This window comes from Nocardioides sp. NPDC057772, assembly GCF_042798075.1.
Classification (GTDB): Bacteria; Actinomycetota; Actinomycetes; order Propionibacteriales; family Nocardioidaceae; genus Nocardioides.
Genome location: NZ_JBHVKN010000030.1, coordinates 25409 through 39414, shown reverse-complemented (window position 1 = coordinate 39414; position 14006 = coordinate 25409). Strand labels below are relative to the sequence as shown.

The window sequence follows — 14006 nt, the reverse complement described above, 5'->3', positions numbered from 1 at the left end:
GTGAAGATCGGCATCCGGAACATGGTCATGCCCGGCGCGCGCATGGCGATGATCGTGGTGATGAAGTTGACCGAGCCGAGGATGGTGCCCAGACCGCTCATGTAGAGGCCCATGATCCACAGGTCGCCACCGACGCCCGGCGAGTATTGCGCGCTGGAGAGCGGTGTGTAGGCGAACCAGCCGAAGTCGGCCGCGCCGGTCGGGGTGAGGAAGCCGCTGGCCGCGATCAGGCCACCGAAGAGGTAGAGCCAGTAGCTGAACATGTTGAGCCGCGGGAAGGCGACGTCGGGCGCGCCGATCTGCAGCGGCATGATCACGTTGGCGAAGCCGATAAACAGCGGTGTAGCGAAGAGCAGCAGCATGATCGTGCCGTGCATCGTGAACAGCTGGTTGAACAGCTCGTCGTTGACGACCTGCTGACCCGGGAACGCCAGCTCCGAACGCATCAGCAGCGCCATCACGCCGCCGCCGAGGAACCAGACGAACGACGTGACCAGGTACATCTTGCCGATCAGCTTGTGATCCGTGGTCGTGAGTATGCGGACCAGTTGGCGGCCCAACGGCGTGCGCGGAGTTTTGGGTTTCAACGCCTGGCTGGTGCGAGGGGTGGTAGTGGTCATGTTCAGCTCCTCACCGGTCGAAGGCGCATGGCAGGTATATGCCGTCGATCGTCTGCTTGCTGGTGTTGATCTCGTCGGCGTGCATTAGGTCGGCGTGCATTAGGAGGTCATGGAATGGCGGCGGTCAGAAACCGTGACCGAGACTTGGTCAGGGCGGGTGAAGTCGGTGACCAGGCTGAAGCGGTCGCCTCGCACGATGGTCCGACGCCACTCGATGGGCTGCCCTCGCAGTTCGCCGGTCCGGTCGATCGAGAGTGCCGCGGTGTTATCGGGGATCCCGAGCAGGACTCGCTCTGCCGAGGTCGGCACCACAGCGCGGACCTCTTCTCGGCCACCGGTCAGCCGAAGATTGCACCGACGGTCGAGCGCCTCGTAAAGGGAGGTTTGGGTGAGGTCTGCTTCGAGCAGCGGCGCAGCCAGCCGAGCGGGCAGCCACACGCGGTCCATCGCGAGCGGTTCCTCATCGATAAGGCGAATCCGTTCCAGGTAGATCAGAGGCGTTGATTCCTCGACTCCGAGCCTGGTGGCCACGGTCGCGTCAGCGCGCGCGTCGAGTGTGCGCACGATGCTGTGCTGGCGACGTCCTGACGCTTCGACGGAGGCGAACAGGCTGTACAAGGTGCCTTGGGGCTGAGTGATCTCAGTGTTTGCGACCTTCGGTGTTCGGCCACGGGCGGCATCGACAAGGCCGCTCTCACGCAGCCGACGAAGCGCCTCGCGCACCGTGTGTCGGCTGACCGCGTACTCCTGGACCAGCACCATCTCACCCGGGAACGACTCGTTGAACTCACCTCGACGTAGGCGTCGCTCGACATCGTCCTTGACCTGAGCCCATAGCGGCATCGGGCTTTGGCGGTCAACAGCCCGGGCAGGGCCGGTGGACCGCTGGCCGCCATTTCCCCGCATGTCGCCTCCTGCACAGGAGCTTCGTGATGGTGGGCCCTGCCTTAGGTGGAAGGTCCACGTACCGTCGATGCAAATGTACGTACATCCGTATTCCCTCTGCAAGGGGTCCGCGAACCAGACCCCAGGGGCAGATCATGCGTCGGCCCGATCCTTGCGTTGCCGCTGCAGCGCTTCACGGACCCGTTGGACCTGGTTCGAACCTAGTGCGGCCTCGTCGGCGAGCGCGCCTAGGGCAGCGGTGACACCGACCAAGCTGGCGTAGATCGGAGGGCAGGTCGGGCAGCTGGCGAGGTGCGCTTCTAGCCGTGGGCGTTTCGCGGCCGAGAGTTCGTTGTCGATGTAGGCGCTGACTTGGGAGCGAGCGTCCCAACAGCGCAACGGCAGTTGATCCAGGGGGCGAGACTTCAGCTCTGCCAAGGCGGTGACCAGCATCATCCGTCCGCGACGCAGACGTTGCTTGGCGGCAGCCAGGGAGATGGACTGGATCGAGGCGATCACGGGCACGGTGAGGCCTTCCATGTCGTGGAGCACGACCGCGGACCGGTAGATGAAGGGGAGGGCCAACAATGCGTCGCGCAGCTCGTCGGCTGACTCTGCGCGCTCGATCACAACCGCGGCGTCCACGGTCCAGCTGTCGTCGCGCCAGGCCGCATCGGCCAAGGCTGCGACGTCCTCGCGGGGCGTTTCCCGCTGGCGGCGCCCCTGATCGATGGCGAGGTTGTGGAGGATGCCGCGCAGCCACGCTCCCAGAGGCGCTTCGTGCCGGTAGGTCTCGCGACGTTCAAGAGCACGGGCGAGTGTCTCCTGCGCCAGGTCCTCGGCTCTGTGACGGTCACCGGTGACCGACCAGGCGTAGGCCCCAAGCCGCGGGAGTTCCGCAACCAGCTGGTCGAGGAGGTCTGAACTCAACGGCGAGATTCACCCGCCGCGGTGGGGGCCGAGGGCGAGCGTCCTGCGCGGCCGAGGGTGCGGATCCCGAACGGCAGATACAGCGGACAGGTGCCGACCGCGGAGGTTGCGGCCATGACCGCCGCGAGCGCGTAGAAGATGAGTGACAGTGCACCGAGCGGGCCAAGGATGATCCCCGCGACAACGAGTACCGGCGCGATGACGAACAGGCGGATGGAGCGGTCTGCGCGTCCCATGTTGAGTTTCATCAGTCCTCCAATGGTGGTGGGTTTGTATCGGTAGACGCAGCACGGCTGCTTATCGATACAAACCGCGTGGCCCGAGTGGCCAGCGCGGCCGGACTGTCGGTCTCGAACGAGTCCGATGACCTCAAATGGTCGAGACGGTGCAAACGGCTGAGTCATCGTCCGTCGTTGAGGAGGTCATCGAACCGGCTGTTGGTGGCTCGAGCCGGAGGCCGGCATCTGGTCTCGACGTTGGTCGTCGGCCTTGCTCAGGCGAGGGCGAGGAACAGCTTCTCCATCTTCTTGACGTCCACGTCCTCCAGCCCTTCCTCGCTCTGTTCGAGGCACTGCTGCAGTCCGGTGGCAACGATGGCGTAGCCGGCGCGGGAGAGGGCCTTGTTGACAGCGGCCAACTGGGTCAGCACCGACTCGCAGTCGGAGCCTTCCTCCATCATCCGGATGACGCTGGCGAGGTGTCCGTTCGCGCGCTTCATTCGGGTGATGATCGCTTTGATCTCGGTGGGTTCGAGGTCCATCAGTTGTTCTCCAGGGCGGCCAGGGCCGCAGTCAGGCGCTGCCGTGCGTCGGTCGCGACAGTGCGGAGTGTGTCGCCGGCCTGGCCGGCGATAGACATCATCGCGTCGGGGTCGAAGGCCTCGACGACCGTGGTTGTGTCGTCGAGGGCACGCACGACCACGTTGCAGGGCAGCAGGGCGGCGATGGACGGTTCGGCTTGAAGTGCCTGGTGGGCCAGCTGGGGGCGACACGCGCCCAGGATGACCTGCGGGGCGACATCGACGTCGAGCTTGGCCTTCAGCGTTGCCTTGAGGTCAATCTCGGTGAGGATGCCGAACCCGGCGGCGGCAAGCTCGCCGCGCACCGCCTCGACCGCCTCCTCGTAGGGGTGGTTCACCGTGATCTGGAGCGTGTACTTCGTCATGGGCCGTTCCCTCCCGGGTACCGATCACTGCATGGGTGAGTGGTCTGCACCATCAACTGTACATCCCCCATGGGGGTTCTGTTACGCTCGAATCGTAACCCCCCGGGGGGTTAGATTGAAGTGGCAGCCACGAGCCGATTCGCCCAAGGAGTTCCCTTTCATGCGTGAGACCACCGTCGAGCACCTTGCCTCGGCCCTCGAGCAGGGCGCGACCCTGATCGACGTGCGAGAGCCCGCCGAGTACCGCCGTGGCCACGTCCCCGGCGCGGTCAACATCCCAATGAGTCAGCTGACGACCCGGCTCGGTGAGATCGACCGCAAACGTCCAGTGCACTTGGTGTGCGCCTCGGGCAACCGCAGCCGCGCGATGACCGAGGTTCTGACCGCAGCCGGCTACGACGCGACGAACGTCGCCGGCGGAACCAGCGCCTGGATCCGCTCCGGGCGATCGACCCAGAAGTGAGGCGAACCATGAACGAGCCCTCGAACATCACGAACACTGCATCCGGGAACAACGAGTCCGTCGCCCCTGCTTCGGCGACGGGGGAAGCGCAGCAGCGCCCGGTCACAGGCGTGACCGTACGCACTCTGGAGACCCCCTCCCTGGGCGACCGCACCTACGTCGTGCACGACGGCGAGATCGCCCTCGTCATCGACCCGCAGCGCGACATCGACCGGGTGCTGGAAGTGCTGGAGGCCGACGAGGTCCGGCTGACCCACGTCTTCGAGACCCACATCCACAACGACTACGTCACCGGCGGCCTGGCGCTCGCACGGGCCACCGGCGCGGCGTATCTGGTCAATGGCGAGGACGAGGTCTCCTTCGACCGCACCTCGATCACCGATGGTCAAGCCGTCGAGGTGGGCTCGCGGATGCGGGTCCGGGCGATCGCCACTCCCGGCCACACCTTCACCCACCTCTCCTACGCCCTCTCTCTCGATGGGCCTGACGGGGAGGAGCCGTACGCCGTGTTCACCGGTGGCTCCCTGCTTTACGGCGCCACCGGCAGACCGGACCTGCTCGGTGAGGAGCACACAGGCGAGCTCGTGCGCCACCAGCACGCCTCCGCCCACAAGCTCGCCGCTGAGCTGCCCGACGACGCCGAGGTCTACCCGACCCATGGGTTCGGCTCGTTCTGCTCCGCGACCCAGTCCGACGCCACCGCCTCCACCATCGGACAGGAGAAGCGGTCCAACCCCGTGCTGACTCAGGATGAGGAGACCTACGTCCGCGAGCTGCTGGACGGGCTGGGTGCATGGCCGGCCTACTACGTGCACATGGGCCCCGCCAACGCCGCCGGCCCAGACGCACCGGACCTTTCCCCTATTCGAGAAGCCGATGCGACAGAGCTGCGCCGCCGTATCGAGGCGGGCGAGTGGGTCCTCGACCTTCGCAACCGCAAGGCCTTCGCTGCCGGGCACGCCCCAGGCACGTTCAACTTCGGTCTCGACGGCGCCTTCTCGACCTATCTGGGCTGGCTCATCGAGTGGGGCACCCCGGTGACCCTGCTCGGGGAGACCGCCGAGGACGTCGCCACCGCTCAGCGCGAGCTGGTTCGTATCGGCATCGACCGACCGGCCGCCCACGCCACCGGCGGTCCGCAGAACTGGGCCGATGCAGAGCTCGGCAGCTTCCCCACTGCCACCTTCGCCGACCTGGCGCAGGTGCGCCATCACCGCGAGGTGGTCGTGCTCGACGTGCGCCGCACCGATGAGCACGAGGGAACCGCGATCGCCGGGGCCCTCAACATCCCGATCCACGAGGTGCCCTACCGCCTCGAGGAGATACCGGCCGGTGAGGTGTGGGTGCACTGTGCCAGCGGCTACCGCTCCTCGATCGCTGCCTCCTTCATCGCTGCCGCAGACCGCACCCCGGTCGCGATTCACGACTCATTCGAGAACGCAGAAAAGGTCGGCCTGCACATGGTCACCCCCGGGGAAGACCCCGACGGGTCCCACGCCTGAGATGACCCTGCTCCTCGCCGCAGCCGCCGGTGCGCTCATCGGGCTCTCCTTGGGGGCGCTCGGAGGTGGCGGATCGATCCTGGCCGTACCGGTGCTGATCTACCTGCTCGACCAGTCACCCGCCCAGGCGACCACTGGATCGCTGGTCGTGGTCGGCCTCACCTCCCTGATCGGGGCCGCCGCTGCCCACCGGGAAGGCAACGTGCTGCTCGGCCGCGGGTTCGTCTTCGGGCTGGTCGCCACCGGCGGAGCGGTGCTGGGAGCGGCGGCATCTTCCCGCGTCCCTGAGGATCTCTTGCTGGCCGCCTTCGCTGCCCTGATGCTGCTGGTCGGTGTGATCCTGGCGTGGCGTCAGATACGTCACGGTCAGGACAGTCAGAGCAGCCAGGACAGTCAGGACAGTGCCGCGGGGCATGCCGCCCGCCCCGCCCTAGATGACCCGATCATCACGTTCAGCCCGACCTTCGCCTGCCAGTGCCCCCGGGCGCTGAAGGTACTGGGCACCGCCACGATCGTCGGCGCCCTGACCGGGTTCCTCGGCGTCGGCGGCGGCTTCTTGGTCGTCCCAGCACTCCTGTTGGCGCTCGCGCTTCCCATCGAGTACGCCGCAGGCACCTCGCTGGTCGTCATCACCATCACCAGCGCCGCCGCCCTCGCCGTCCGATCCGGTTCCGGTGTCCAGCCGGACTGGACGGCCGTCATCGTCTTGACCGCGGTCTCCGCGGCGGCAGCCGTGGCCGGAGCACGACTGGCCGACCGGGTCGACACCGGCCGGCTCCAGGCGGCATTCACCGTCCTGGTCCTCGGCGTCGCCATCTACACCGCGACCCAGGCGCTGCCCGCGCTCGCCTGAACCCGGCCCCACGCATTCAAGTCCGCGTATCCCAAGTCTCACGTATCCAAGCTTGTCCATCACACACGGAACGGAACCTGCATGAGCACCACCACGGCCTCCAGCCCCACGGCCGGGCCCTCAACCCCGCCACCTACCACCGCCGGCCCCTTGGGACGTCTGGGGATCTGGGTCACCGAACACGCCAAACTCGTCACCGTGGTCTGGCTGTTGACCATCGTCGGCCTCGGCGCCTTCGCCCCTCAGGTCGAGCACAACCTCTCCGGTGCCGGCTGGCAGGCCAACGGCTCAGAGTCTGTGCAGGCTCGCGAACTCGCACGAGAACACTTCGGCGGCAACGCCTCATCCGCCATCCAGGTCGTAGTCCGCTCCACCGACGGACCGGTCACCGAAGGTGAGGGCCAGCAGGTCCTCGCCGAGGTCACCGACATCCTCGAGGCCGAACCGCGCATCGCCGACGTCCTCGCACCCACGCCGGGAGCCACCCTCTCCCAGGACGGCTCCACCGCGATCGTTCTGGCCGGCGCAGGCGCCGACACCAACGAGATGGTCCGCGTCGCCACCGACCTCAAGGCCGAACTTCAAAACCTCTCCACCGACACCGTCGAGGTCAACCCAACTGGGTCCTCGCTGCTATGGAGCGACTTCAACGAGGCCAACCTCGACGCCATGCTGAAGTCGGAGTTCATGTCCTGGCCGGTCACCCTGGCCATCTTGGTACTCGCCTTCGGCGCCCTCGTGGCCGCCGGACTCCCACTGATCCTCACCCTGGCCGGCCTTGTCGCCTCGGCCGGTTCCCTGGTGCTGATCAACGAGCTCGTGCCCGTCTCCATCTGGGCCATGAACTTCGCAATGATGTTCGCGCTCGCCCTGGGCATCGACTACGCCCTCTTCTTGGTCGTGCGCTACCGCGCCGCCCGCGCCGTACGCCGCGAGGCTAACCGCGCCGCCGGCCGCCCCGACACCCGCGAAGACCGACAGTGGGCTATCGCCCAGACCATGGACACCGCAGGCAAGGCCGTGCTGCTCTCCGGCCTCACCGTCCTCGTCTCGCTGTCCGCGGTCATGCTGGTGCCCTCGCCCTCCTTCCGCTCCATGGCCGGCGGCATCATGCTCTCGGTGGTCTTCGTCCTAGCCGCCACCCTCACCCTGCTGCCGCTGGTGCTGTTCGGCCTCGACGACCGAATCAACAAGCTCGCACTGCCCTGGTCCCGCGCTGGTGAGCACCGTTCCTCGGCATTCGCCGCCTGGGGCGAGCGACTCTGGAAGCGCCCCGTTGCCTGGGGCCTCCTCGCCACGGTCATCCTGCTCGCCCTCGCCGCCCCGATCCTCGGCCTGAAGACCGCCATGCCCTCCATCAAGGTGCTGCCCGAGGACGCTTCTGCCCGAGTCGGCTACAGCCAGGTCCAAGACGCCTTCGGCACCGGCGCCCCCGGTACTTTGCAGATCATCACCGACGACACCGACGCCTCGGCCGCCAGCGCAGCACTCAAGGACGACCCCGGCATCGCCGCTGCCATGCCTCCGATGCCGGCTGCCGACGACAGTGGACTGGTGCTGATCCAGGCCGTTCCCTCCGTGGACCCCTCCGACCCCGCACTCAGCGACACCGTCGACCGGCTCCGCGCAGACCTCCCCGACTCCGCCGTCCTCGGGGGCGCCCCCGTGGAGAACCTCGATCTCAAGGCGCAGCTCGACGAGTCCACCCCGCTGGTCATCGGCGTCGTGCTCGTCCTCGGCTTCATGCTGCTCCTCATCGCACTGCAGGCCCCGCTCATCTCCCTACTCGGCACCCTCGCCAGCCTGCTCTCCACCGCGGCGGCGTTCGGTGTCGCCCGGCTGATCTTCCAGGAGGGACACGGCGCCGACCTGCTCGGCTTCGAACCACAGGGCTTCCTCGACGCCTGGGCGCCGGTGTTCTTCTTCGCCATGATCTTCGCCATCGCGATGGACTACACCGTGTTCCTGCTCGCCTCGGCCAAGGAGCACTACGAGCGCTCCGGGGACCCCAAGCACGCCATGATCGGCTCACTTGCCCACTCCGGCCGGGTCATCTTCGCCGCCGGCGCGGTCATGGTCGCGGTCTTCTTCACCTTCGCCCTCTCCGGCCCCATCCCGCCCAAAGAAATGGGCGTCGTCCTCGGCCTCGCCGTCCTCCTCGACGCCTTCCTCGTCCGGCTCGTCCTCCTACCGGTCATGCTTCGCCTTACCGGCAAGGCCGCCTGGTACACCCCCGCCTCGCTGCGGAAGATCCTGCCTAACATCACCTTCGCCCATGACTGACCGCGGATCCGTGGGCAGGAACCCGATCGAAGGATCCGATTGTCATATACCGACAGTCAGGCGGGCGTCTCCCGGTACCTTCCGCCCGCTGGTCACCGCCGCGGTGCCCTCGTGCGCTCCCCGCTCATAGCCCGCGTGGTGCAACGCGCCGAGTGCGGGCGAGGGTCTTCTCATCCAGCCTGGCCATGCCACAGGGGCATTGGCTAGCGTTGTGGATCGCCTCAGATAGCGGAGCTCGGGCGTGCCTGAGCGAAGTGCTCGGCGTCGACTGTAACGAACACAGCCGTCGATGTGGCGGCGGTTCGCCCGTCGAGTGCGGTCACCTTGGCGTTCACGAACAGCTTACGGCCCTCGCGCCGATCTACCCGGGCCTCGAGTCGGTATGTCGTCCCGATCAGGACCGGCGCGAGGTATTCGACCACCAGTTGGCGAGTGACAGCTGGTTCTCCGACCAGGTAGAGCAGGAAGCCGTAGAGGTCGTCAAGGACGGTGGCGACCGCGCCGCCGTGCGCGATGCCGGGTGCGCCCACGTGGCGATCGTCGAAGATGTGGGTGGCCACCACGAGATCGCCTTCGCGATGCACGCTTAAGTGATGGCCATGAGGGTTGTCAACGCCGCAGCCCAGGCATTGCTCGTGGTGGGCCGGCAGGTGCGCGCCATCTGGATGGGGGCCGATTCTTTGCTGCAACGCAGTCATGAGTGCTTGAAGGTCAGCCACGGGTGCTGCCGTTCAGAAGGCGTGCCCAGGCGGTGAGCAGTTCTGCTTGCCGATCGGGATGTGGCGTCAACAGCCGTGCGACACCCCGTCCGAGGACAAGGTCCAAGGTCAAGCGCACTTCGATCGGGTCGTCGCTGATATAGGTGCGACAGATCTCAGCGAGCTCCGCGTTGACACGCTCCTCGGCTGGGACCAGCTCCTTACGCAAGCCGGGGTCTGAGCGCGCGGCCACCCAGAGCTCGAGACTGGCCGCGTACAACGGTCCGGACAGGGCCTCAGCTAGCAAACCCAACGCCGCTTCGCGTTCCTGGGTGACCGTCGTCAACTTCTGGAGTTGGGCCCCTTGTGGTGCGATCCGAGACATCTCCGTCCGCACCCTGCGCATGCGTTCTTGCGCTAAGTGCTCGACGGCGGCTACCACGAGTTGGTCACGGGTTCCGAAGTGGTGCAGTTGGGCCCCGCGGGACAGCCCGGCTCGCTCCGCCACGGCGACACTGGTGGTGCCGGCATATCCCAGGTCGGCAAGGCAGGCGATGGTCGCGTCCAACAGCGCGCGTCGGGTGGTGGCCGAGCGTTCGGCTTGTTTTCGCGGTCGTCGCGTAGCTACCTTCATGCCCGAAGCGTACATGCATGCATGAACGTATGTACTAGGCCGAGCTGGCTTTTCTGATCTGTGTTCCCTTAAGCCCAGGGTTCCGGATCTGGCGGGCAGGCCACCAGTTGTGGTCCTCAAGCAGGGCGGCACAGGCGGGAACGATGAGGCTGCGGACTACGAAGGTATCGAGCAGCAGTCCGGCTGCGACGGCGAAACCAGTCTCGACAAGCGTGACCACGGGAGAGGTGAGCAGCGCGATGAAGGTGCTCGCAAAGATGATTCCTGCGGATGTGATCACCGGGCCGGTCAGGGTCACTGCTTCGGCAACGGCGCCTCGAGTCAGGGTGGTGCCGTTCTCGCGCATTCGGCTCATGAGCAGGATGTTGTAGTCGGCGCCAACGGCGACGAGCAGCACGAACGTGATCACTGGGACGGCAAACTGGATGTCGTGGCCAAGGATGCCTTGGAAGACCAGTGTTGTCAGGCCAAGGGCCGCGGCGCAGGATAGCGCTACAGAGGCGAGCAGGTATAGCGGCGCGGCCAGGGAGCGCAGGGCGATGATGAGGAGGAGCAGGACGATCAGAAGCACCGCCGCGAGCACGAGTTTCGCGTCTTCGTACAGATAGCGGTTCAGGTCGGCGCCGAGTCCAGCGGCCCCGGTGCCGCTGACGGTTGCGCCTTCGAGACGTGTCCGATTCAACGCGTTTTCAGCGGCTGCCTGGGATTCTTCGAAGCGGCGCAGCCCATCCGGGCTAAGAGGATCTGAGTCACCGGTTACCTGGATGCGGGCAACGCGGCCATCGGGGCTCAGGAATACGCTGCGGGCGTAGGCGAAGCGCTGGTCGTCTAGGGCGCTCGCGGGCAGGTAGAAGCCACCAGCCTCTGGTGTGTCGGCCTGACGGTTGACCGTGCGCAGGTAGGACTCAGAGGTCTCCAGGTTCTGGGCGAGTTCCTTGGTCTGGCGGATGAGGTCCTTGATCCCCGGCGCAAAGGCCTCGGCGTTCTCAGCGATCTGGGAGGTGCCGTCCGCCATCTGCCCTAGACGCGCGCGCAGAAGGCGCTGTCCTTCGGTGATCCGGTCGGCACCCCGCTCGGCCTGGCTCAACCCGGAGGCGAGATCGTTGAGGCCATCGGCGAGGCTTCCTTGTTTGCGGGCGATCAAGTTCGCTCCGTTGGCTGCCTCCTGCAGTCCTGGGAGGAGTTCATCCTTCATGCCGCGGTGGATGTCGGCAAGTCCTTCCCTGGACCTGCGGCAGATCGGGTCTGTGGTGCACAGCAGGTCGCGGTCGAGTGCCTGGACGATCAGGCCGATGCTACTCACGACCACGGTGACTTGGTCGTGAGCGGTTTGGATGCCTGTGGCCAAGGCGGCAGCGCCGGTCTGCAACTGGCGGGCGCCGTGCGCTGCGTCACGCGTGCCCTCGGTAGCGCGGCCGAGACCGTTGGCGAGATCGCTGGTTCCGTTCGCAAGTCGGTCGGCGCCGCCTTGGGCGCGGCCGGCGCCGTCGGCCCACCCGGCTGATCGCGTCGGCTAGCTGGGCGCTGCCCGAGGAGAGGCGTTCGAGATCGGGCTGACCCTCCTCCAAGCCATCGCTGGCCCGACCCAGCCCGGTGGCGAGGCGCTTGAGCTGTCGCGCGATCGACGCTGGTTCTAGTGGCTCACCTGCCGGCTGGGTGATGCTCCGGACGCTGGAAACACCATCGACCTTGGCCACGGCTCGGCTGACCTCGTTGAGGACTGCCAGATCCTTCGAATTGCGCATGTCATGTGTGGACTCCAGCAGCAGGTAGTCCGGGAGGGTCTCGTTGCGAGGGAAGTGGTCCTCCAGCACCGCCAACCCCTTGTTGCTCGGCGTGTCGGGCGGCTGGGAGTTCCGCTGGTCGTAGGAGATCACCATCGTCGGAAGGAACGCGGCAAGCACAACCAACACGGCGGTACCGGCAACAAGCACCCGGACCGGTCGGCGCGCCACGAGGCGGCCGACGCGTGACCACGCCGACGTCGGTGCTGGCGTGCGCGCCGGCCCGATCCTGGGGCCGAACCAGACCATCAGCGCGGGCGTGAAGGTCAGACTCACCGCAACGGTGACCGCGACGCAGATCGCCATCGGCGGTCCGGTGGTGGAGAAGATGGCCAGCTTGGTGAATCCCAGACATATCGCGGCGAGGATGACCGTTCCGGCGGACGCCACCAACGCCGGTCCTACTCTGGTGGCTGCCTCCTCGACGGCCGGCAGCGCGTCGACTCCGCGCCCGTATGCCTCGCGGAATCTGCTGATCAAGAACACGCAGTAGTCAGTGCCAGCGCCGAGCACGATGGCGGTTACGAACGCGTCGGTGTAGGTCGACAGCGACATTCCTTGCATCCCGGCCCATGCCAGCACTCCCCGCGCGCACGCCAGTGCCACCCCGATCGATACCAGGGAAACCAGTACAGTGGTGACGCGGCGGTAGATGATCAACAAGATGATGACCAGCAGCAGCCCGGAGACCACCGTGATCCGTACCGAGGCCTCGTTCACCTCGGTGGTCAGGTCGGTGATCATCGCTGGGTCCCCGGTCACATACGCGCTGCTGCCACGGGGCAAAGACAGGTCGGCGACCCGTTCTCGCAGCCAGTGGATGTCCTGTTCGGAGTCCGGCGATCCGATGCCACTGGTCAGCCCGGCCACCAGGTAGGCCGCCTGGCCGTCCTTGCTGACCAAGTGTCGCCGCGCGTCCTTGTTGCCGACGAAGTGCTGCACTTCGGAGACCCGCTCCTGGTTCGCACCCAGGGTGCGAACCAGGTCGCGATACGCAAGCGTGTCAGCCGCGCTCAGGCCGTTCTCGTTGCGGAACACGATGTAGGCAAATGACTCGGTGCGCCCCGAGCCGAACGCCTCGTCCATGTCGTGCAACGCGGTCAACGTCGGCGCGTCCTCGGGCAGAAAGGCCGCACTGCTGCGCTCGACCACCGACGGCAGCGACGGCAGGCCGAGAGTGACCGCTGCAGCCGCGACCAACCAGCCGACGACGACCAGACGCGGGAAACGGATTCCCGCCGTGCACAAACGGGCCAGACGACCCGGCGCCCCAGCATCCACGGATGCCTCCATGACTTGTATCTTGAGTTTGTACTCGCAGTACAACATAGGCTGAGGCTGCTGTCGATACCCTCCGAATACGCAGTGTCACTCGTCCGGAAAGGTGTGTGGAGATGCGGCAACTGCCTGCCTCCATCGCAAGCAAGCTCTACGGAGCCGCGGAACTGATCGCCGAGCGCGGAGTCGCCGAGGCCAAGATGGACGAAATCGCGGCTGCCTCCGGCATCCCTCGCGCAACCCTCTATTACTACTTCACCGGTAAGGATGAGATCCTCGCCTTCCTCCTCACCGACATGCTCGAGGCAATTGCTGGCGAGGTAGCGGCAGCTGTTGGGGCCACCGGAAGCGCCCGCGTCCGCCTCGAAGCTGCGGTCCAAGCCCAGATCGCCGTGATGCTCGACCAGCCCGCCGCATGTCGGGCGCTCGTTGGTGACCTCGGCCGAGCCACCAGACTTCCTGCGCTCGCTCACGCCCTCCAAGAAGCATTCCGCCGTCCCATCGAACAACTCCTTGCCGAAGGCGCCGCCGACGGATCGCTACACGTGCAGCCCCACCCAGAAGAGGCATCCCTGGCGATCTTTGGGGCCATCACAGTCGCCGGTCTGTATCACGCAGTTGAAGACAGCCGCCCCTCTGCAGAACAGGTTGCGAAACGAGTTCTCGGCGTTCTGATGCAAGGGCTTGGCGGCCAAAAGGAACCACGCACCACTGATTGCCCTGCTAGCGCGACTGACGCTCAGGCCTGATGGTGAGATGGCCTCTGAGTGCATGCCCGGGGGTAGCGCGATCACGACCTCGTTCCTCGGCTCCCTGCCGCCCCCACCGCTCAGTCTGACCCGACCTGGGACTAGTTGATGTGCCCGCTGAGAGGACACCCCAAGATTGGGTCGCTCGCCGAGGTCTCAATGC

General features: G+C 66.4%; 15 protein-coding genes. 5 read left to right on the top strand and 10 right to left on the bottom strand.

The features are described from left to right. The 6 genes from ACFVJS_RS08105 to ACFVJS_RS08080 form a co-directional block, all read right to left on the bottom strand. Positions 1 to 620 (bottom strand): cbb3-type cytochrome c oxidase subunit I (locus tag ACFVJS_RS08105; RefSeq protein ID WP_378878380.1); only part of this gene is annotated, 620 nt, incomplete at its 3' end. A 99-nt stretch (positions 621 to 719) separates the two neighbouring features. Further along, entirely contained in the window at positions 720 to 1526 is an 807-nt protein-coding gene (locus ACFVJS_RS08100; RefSeq protein WP_246088255.1) for a GntR family transcriptional regulator, read from the bottom strand. Between the two features lie 132 nt (positions 1527 to 1658). Further along, positions 1659 to 2435, bottom strand: coding sequence for a sigma-70 family RNA polymerase sigma factor (locus ACFVJS_RS08095; RefSeq protein ID WP_008362735.1), 777 nt, complete (start codon positions 2433 to 2435; stop codon positions 1659 to 1661). Then, the gene (locus ACFVJS_RS08090; protein ID WP_008362733.1) at positions 2432 to 2683 is read right to left on the bottom strand and encodes a DUF2892 domain-containing protein; all 252 of its coding nucleotides are present in this window, start codon (positions 2681 to 2683) and stop codon (positions 2432 to 2434) included. The genes ACFVJS_RS08095 and ACFVJS_RS08090 overlap by 4 nt, the downstream gene beginning before the upstream one ends. A 245-nt stretch (positions 2684 to 2928) precedes the next feature. Continuing rightward, positions 2929 to 3195 (bottom strand): metal-sensitive transcriptional regulator, encoded by a 267-nt coding sequence (locus tag ACFVJS_RS08085; RefSeq protein WP_008362732.1) that lies wholly within the window; start codon positions 3193 to 3195, stop codon positions 2929 to 2931. Then, on the bottom strand, positions 3195 to 3599 hold the full coding sequence (locus tag ACFVJS_RS08080) for a DUF302 domain-containing protein (protein ID WP_008362729.1): 405 nt from the start codon (positions 3597 to 3599) through the stop codon (positions 3195 to 3197). The genes ACFVJS_RS08085 and ACFVJS_RS08080 overlap by 1 nt, the downstream gene beginning before the upstream one ends. 160 nt (positions 3600 to 3759) lie before the next feature. Here ACFVJS_RS08080 and ACFVJS_RS08075 point away from each other — a divergent pair, with 160 nt between their 5' ends. The 4 genes from ACFVJS_RS08075 to ACFVJS_RS08060 all read left to right on the top strand — a co-directional run bounded on the left by ACFVJS_RS08075 (position 3760) and on the right by ACFVJS_RS08060 (position 8700). Further along, positions 3760 to 4062 (top strand): rhodanese-like domain-containing protein, encoded by a 303-nt coding sequence (locus ACFVJS_RS08075; RefSeq protein ID WP_008362726.1) that lies wholly within the window; start codon positions 3760 to 3762, stop codon positions 4060 to 4062. 8 nt (positions 4063 to 4070) lie between these two features. After that, complete coding sequence (locus tag ACFVJS_RS08070; protein WP_008362725.1) at positions 4071 to 5564, top strand: rhodanese-like domain-containing protein; 1494 nt, start codon at positions 4071 to 4073, stop codon at positions 5562 to 5564. Between the two features lies 1 nt (position 5565). Beyond that, positions 5566 to 6417 carry a sulfite exporter TauE/SafE family protein gene (locus ACFVJS_RS08065; RefSeq protein WP_008362724.1) on the top strand — a complete coding sequence of 284 codons (852 nt, stop codon included), beginning with the start codon at positions 5566 to 5568 and terminating at the stop codon, positions 6415 to 6417. Between the two features lie 81 nt (positions 6418 to 6498). Next, positions 6499 to 8700: an MMPL family transporter gene (locus ACFVJS_RS08060; RefSeq protein ID WP_008362723.1), complete on the top strand. Its 2202-nt coding sequence runs from the start codon at positions 6499 to 6501 to the stop codon at positions 8698 to 8700. A 221-nt stretch (positions 8701 to 8921) separates the two neighbouring features. Here the strand turns inward: ACFVJS_RS08060 and ACFVJS_RS08055 are convergent, their stop codons facing one another. From ACFVJS_RS08055 to ACFVJS_RS08040, 4 genes are all read right to left on the bottom strand, one after another. Further along, the gene (locus ACFVJS_RS08055; RefSeq protein WP_008362722.1) at positions 8922 to 9398 is read right to left on the bottom strand and encodes a PaaI family thioesterase; all 477 of its coding nucleotides are present in this window, start codon (positions 9396 to 9398) and stop codon (positions 8922 to 8924) included. A gap of 13 nt (positions 9399 to 9411) precedes the next feature. Continuing rightward, positions 9412 to 10032, bottom strand: coding sequence for a TetR/AcrR family transcriptional regulator (locus tag ACFVJS_RS08050; protein WP_170225267.1), 621 nt, complete (start codon positions 10030 to 10032; stop codon positions 9412 to 9414). Positions 10033 to 10066: 34 nt separating this feature from the next. Then, the gene (locus tag ACFVJS_RS08045; protein WP_378878379.1) at positions 10067 to 11335 is read right to left on the bottom strand and encodes an MMPL family transporter; all 1269 of its coding nucleotides are present in this window, start codon (positions 11333 to 11335) and stop codon (positions 10067 to 10069) included. A gap of 88 nt (positions 11336 to 11423) precedes the next feature. Beyond that, on the bottom strand, positions 11424 to 13109 hold the full coding sequence (locus ACFVJS_RS08040) for an MMPL family transporter (RefSeq protein WP_378878378.1): 1686 nt from the start codon (positions 13107 to 13109) through the stop codon (positions 11424 to 11426). Positions 13110 to 13210: 101 nt separating this feature from the next. Here ACFVJS_RS08040 and ACFVJS_RS08035 point away from each other — a divergent pair, with 101 nt between their 5' ends. Continuing rightward, positions 13211 to 13843 carry a TetR/AcrR family transcriptional regulator gene (locus tag ACFVJS_RS08035; protein ID WP_008362719.1) on the top strand — a complete coding sequence of 211 codons (633 nt, stop codon included), beginning with the start codon at positions 13211 to 13213 and terminating at the stop codon, positions 13841 to 13843. Positions 13844 to 14006 lie beyond the last annotated feature (163 nt).

What these genes read in the sequence shown, in the direction of transcription:
- ACFVJS_RS08065 (WP_008362724.1), top strand. Translation starts at nt 5,566, where the DNA reads ATGACCCTGCTCCTCGCCGCAGCCGCCGGTGCGCTCATCGGGCTCTCC.
- ACFVJS_RS08060 (WP_008362723.1), top strand. Translation starts at nt 6,499, where the DNA reads ATGAGCACCACCACGGCCTCCAGCCCCACGGCCGGGCCCTCAACCCCG.
- ACFVJS_RS08050 (WP_170225267.1), bottom strand. Translation starts at nt 10,032, where the DNA reads ATGAAGGTAGCTACGCGACGACCGCGAAAACAAGCCGAACGCTCGGCC.
- ACFVJS_RS08085 (WP_008362732.1), bottom strand. Translation starts at nt 3,195, where the DNA reads ATGGACCTCGAACCCACCGAGATCAAAGCGATCATCACCCGAATGAAG.
- ACFVJS_RS08080 (WP_008362729.1), bottom strand. Translation starts at nt 3,599, where the DNA reads ATGACGAAGTACACGCTCCAGATCACGGTGAACCACCCCTACGAGGAG.
- ACFVJS_RS08090 (WP_008362733.1), bottom strand. Translation starts at nt 2,683, where the DNA reads ATGAAACTCAACATGGGACGCGCAGACCGCTCCATCCGCCTGTTCGTC.
- ACFVJS_RS08040 (WP_378878378.1), bottom strand. Translation starts at nt 13,109, where the DNA reads ATGGAGGCATCCGTGGATGCTGGGGCGCCGGGTCGTCTGGCCCGTTTG.
- ACFVJS_RS08070 (WP_008362725.1), top strand. Translation starts at nt 4,071, where the DNA reads ATGAACGAGCCCTCGAACATCACGAACACTGCATCCGGGAACAACGAG.
- ACFVJS_RS08075 (WP_008362726.1), top strand. Translation starts at nt 3,760, where the DNA reads ATGCGTGAGACCACCGTCGAGCACCTTGCCTCGGCCCTCGAGCAGGGC.
- ACFVJS_RS08035 (WP_008362719.1), top strand. Translation starts at nt 13,211, where the DNA reads ATGCGGCAACTGCCTGCCTCCATCGCAAGCAAGCTCTACGGAGCCGCG.
- ACFVJS_RS08100 (WP_246088255.1), bottom strand. Translation starts at nt 1,526, where the DNA reads ATGCGGGGAAATGGCGGCCAGCGGTCCACCGGCCCTGCCCGGGCTGTT.
- ACFVJS_RS08055 (WP_008362722.1), bottom strand. Translation starts at nt 9,398, where the DNA reads ATGACTGCGTTGCAGCAAAGAATCGGCCCCCATCCAGATGGCGCGCAC.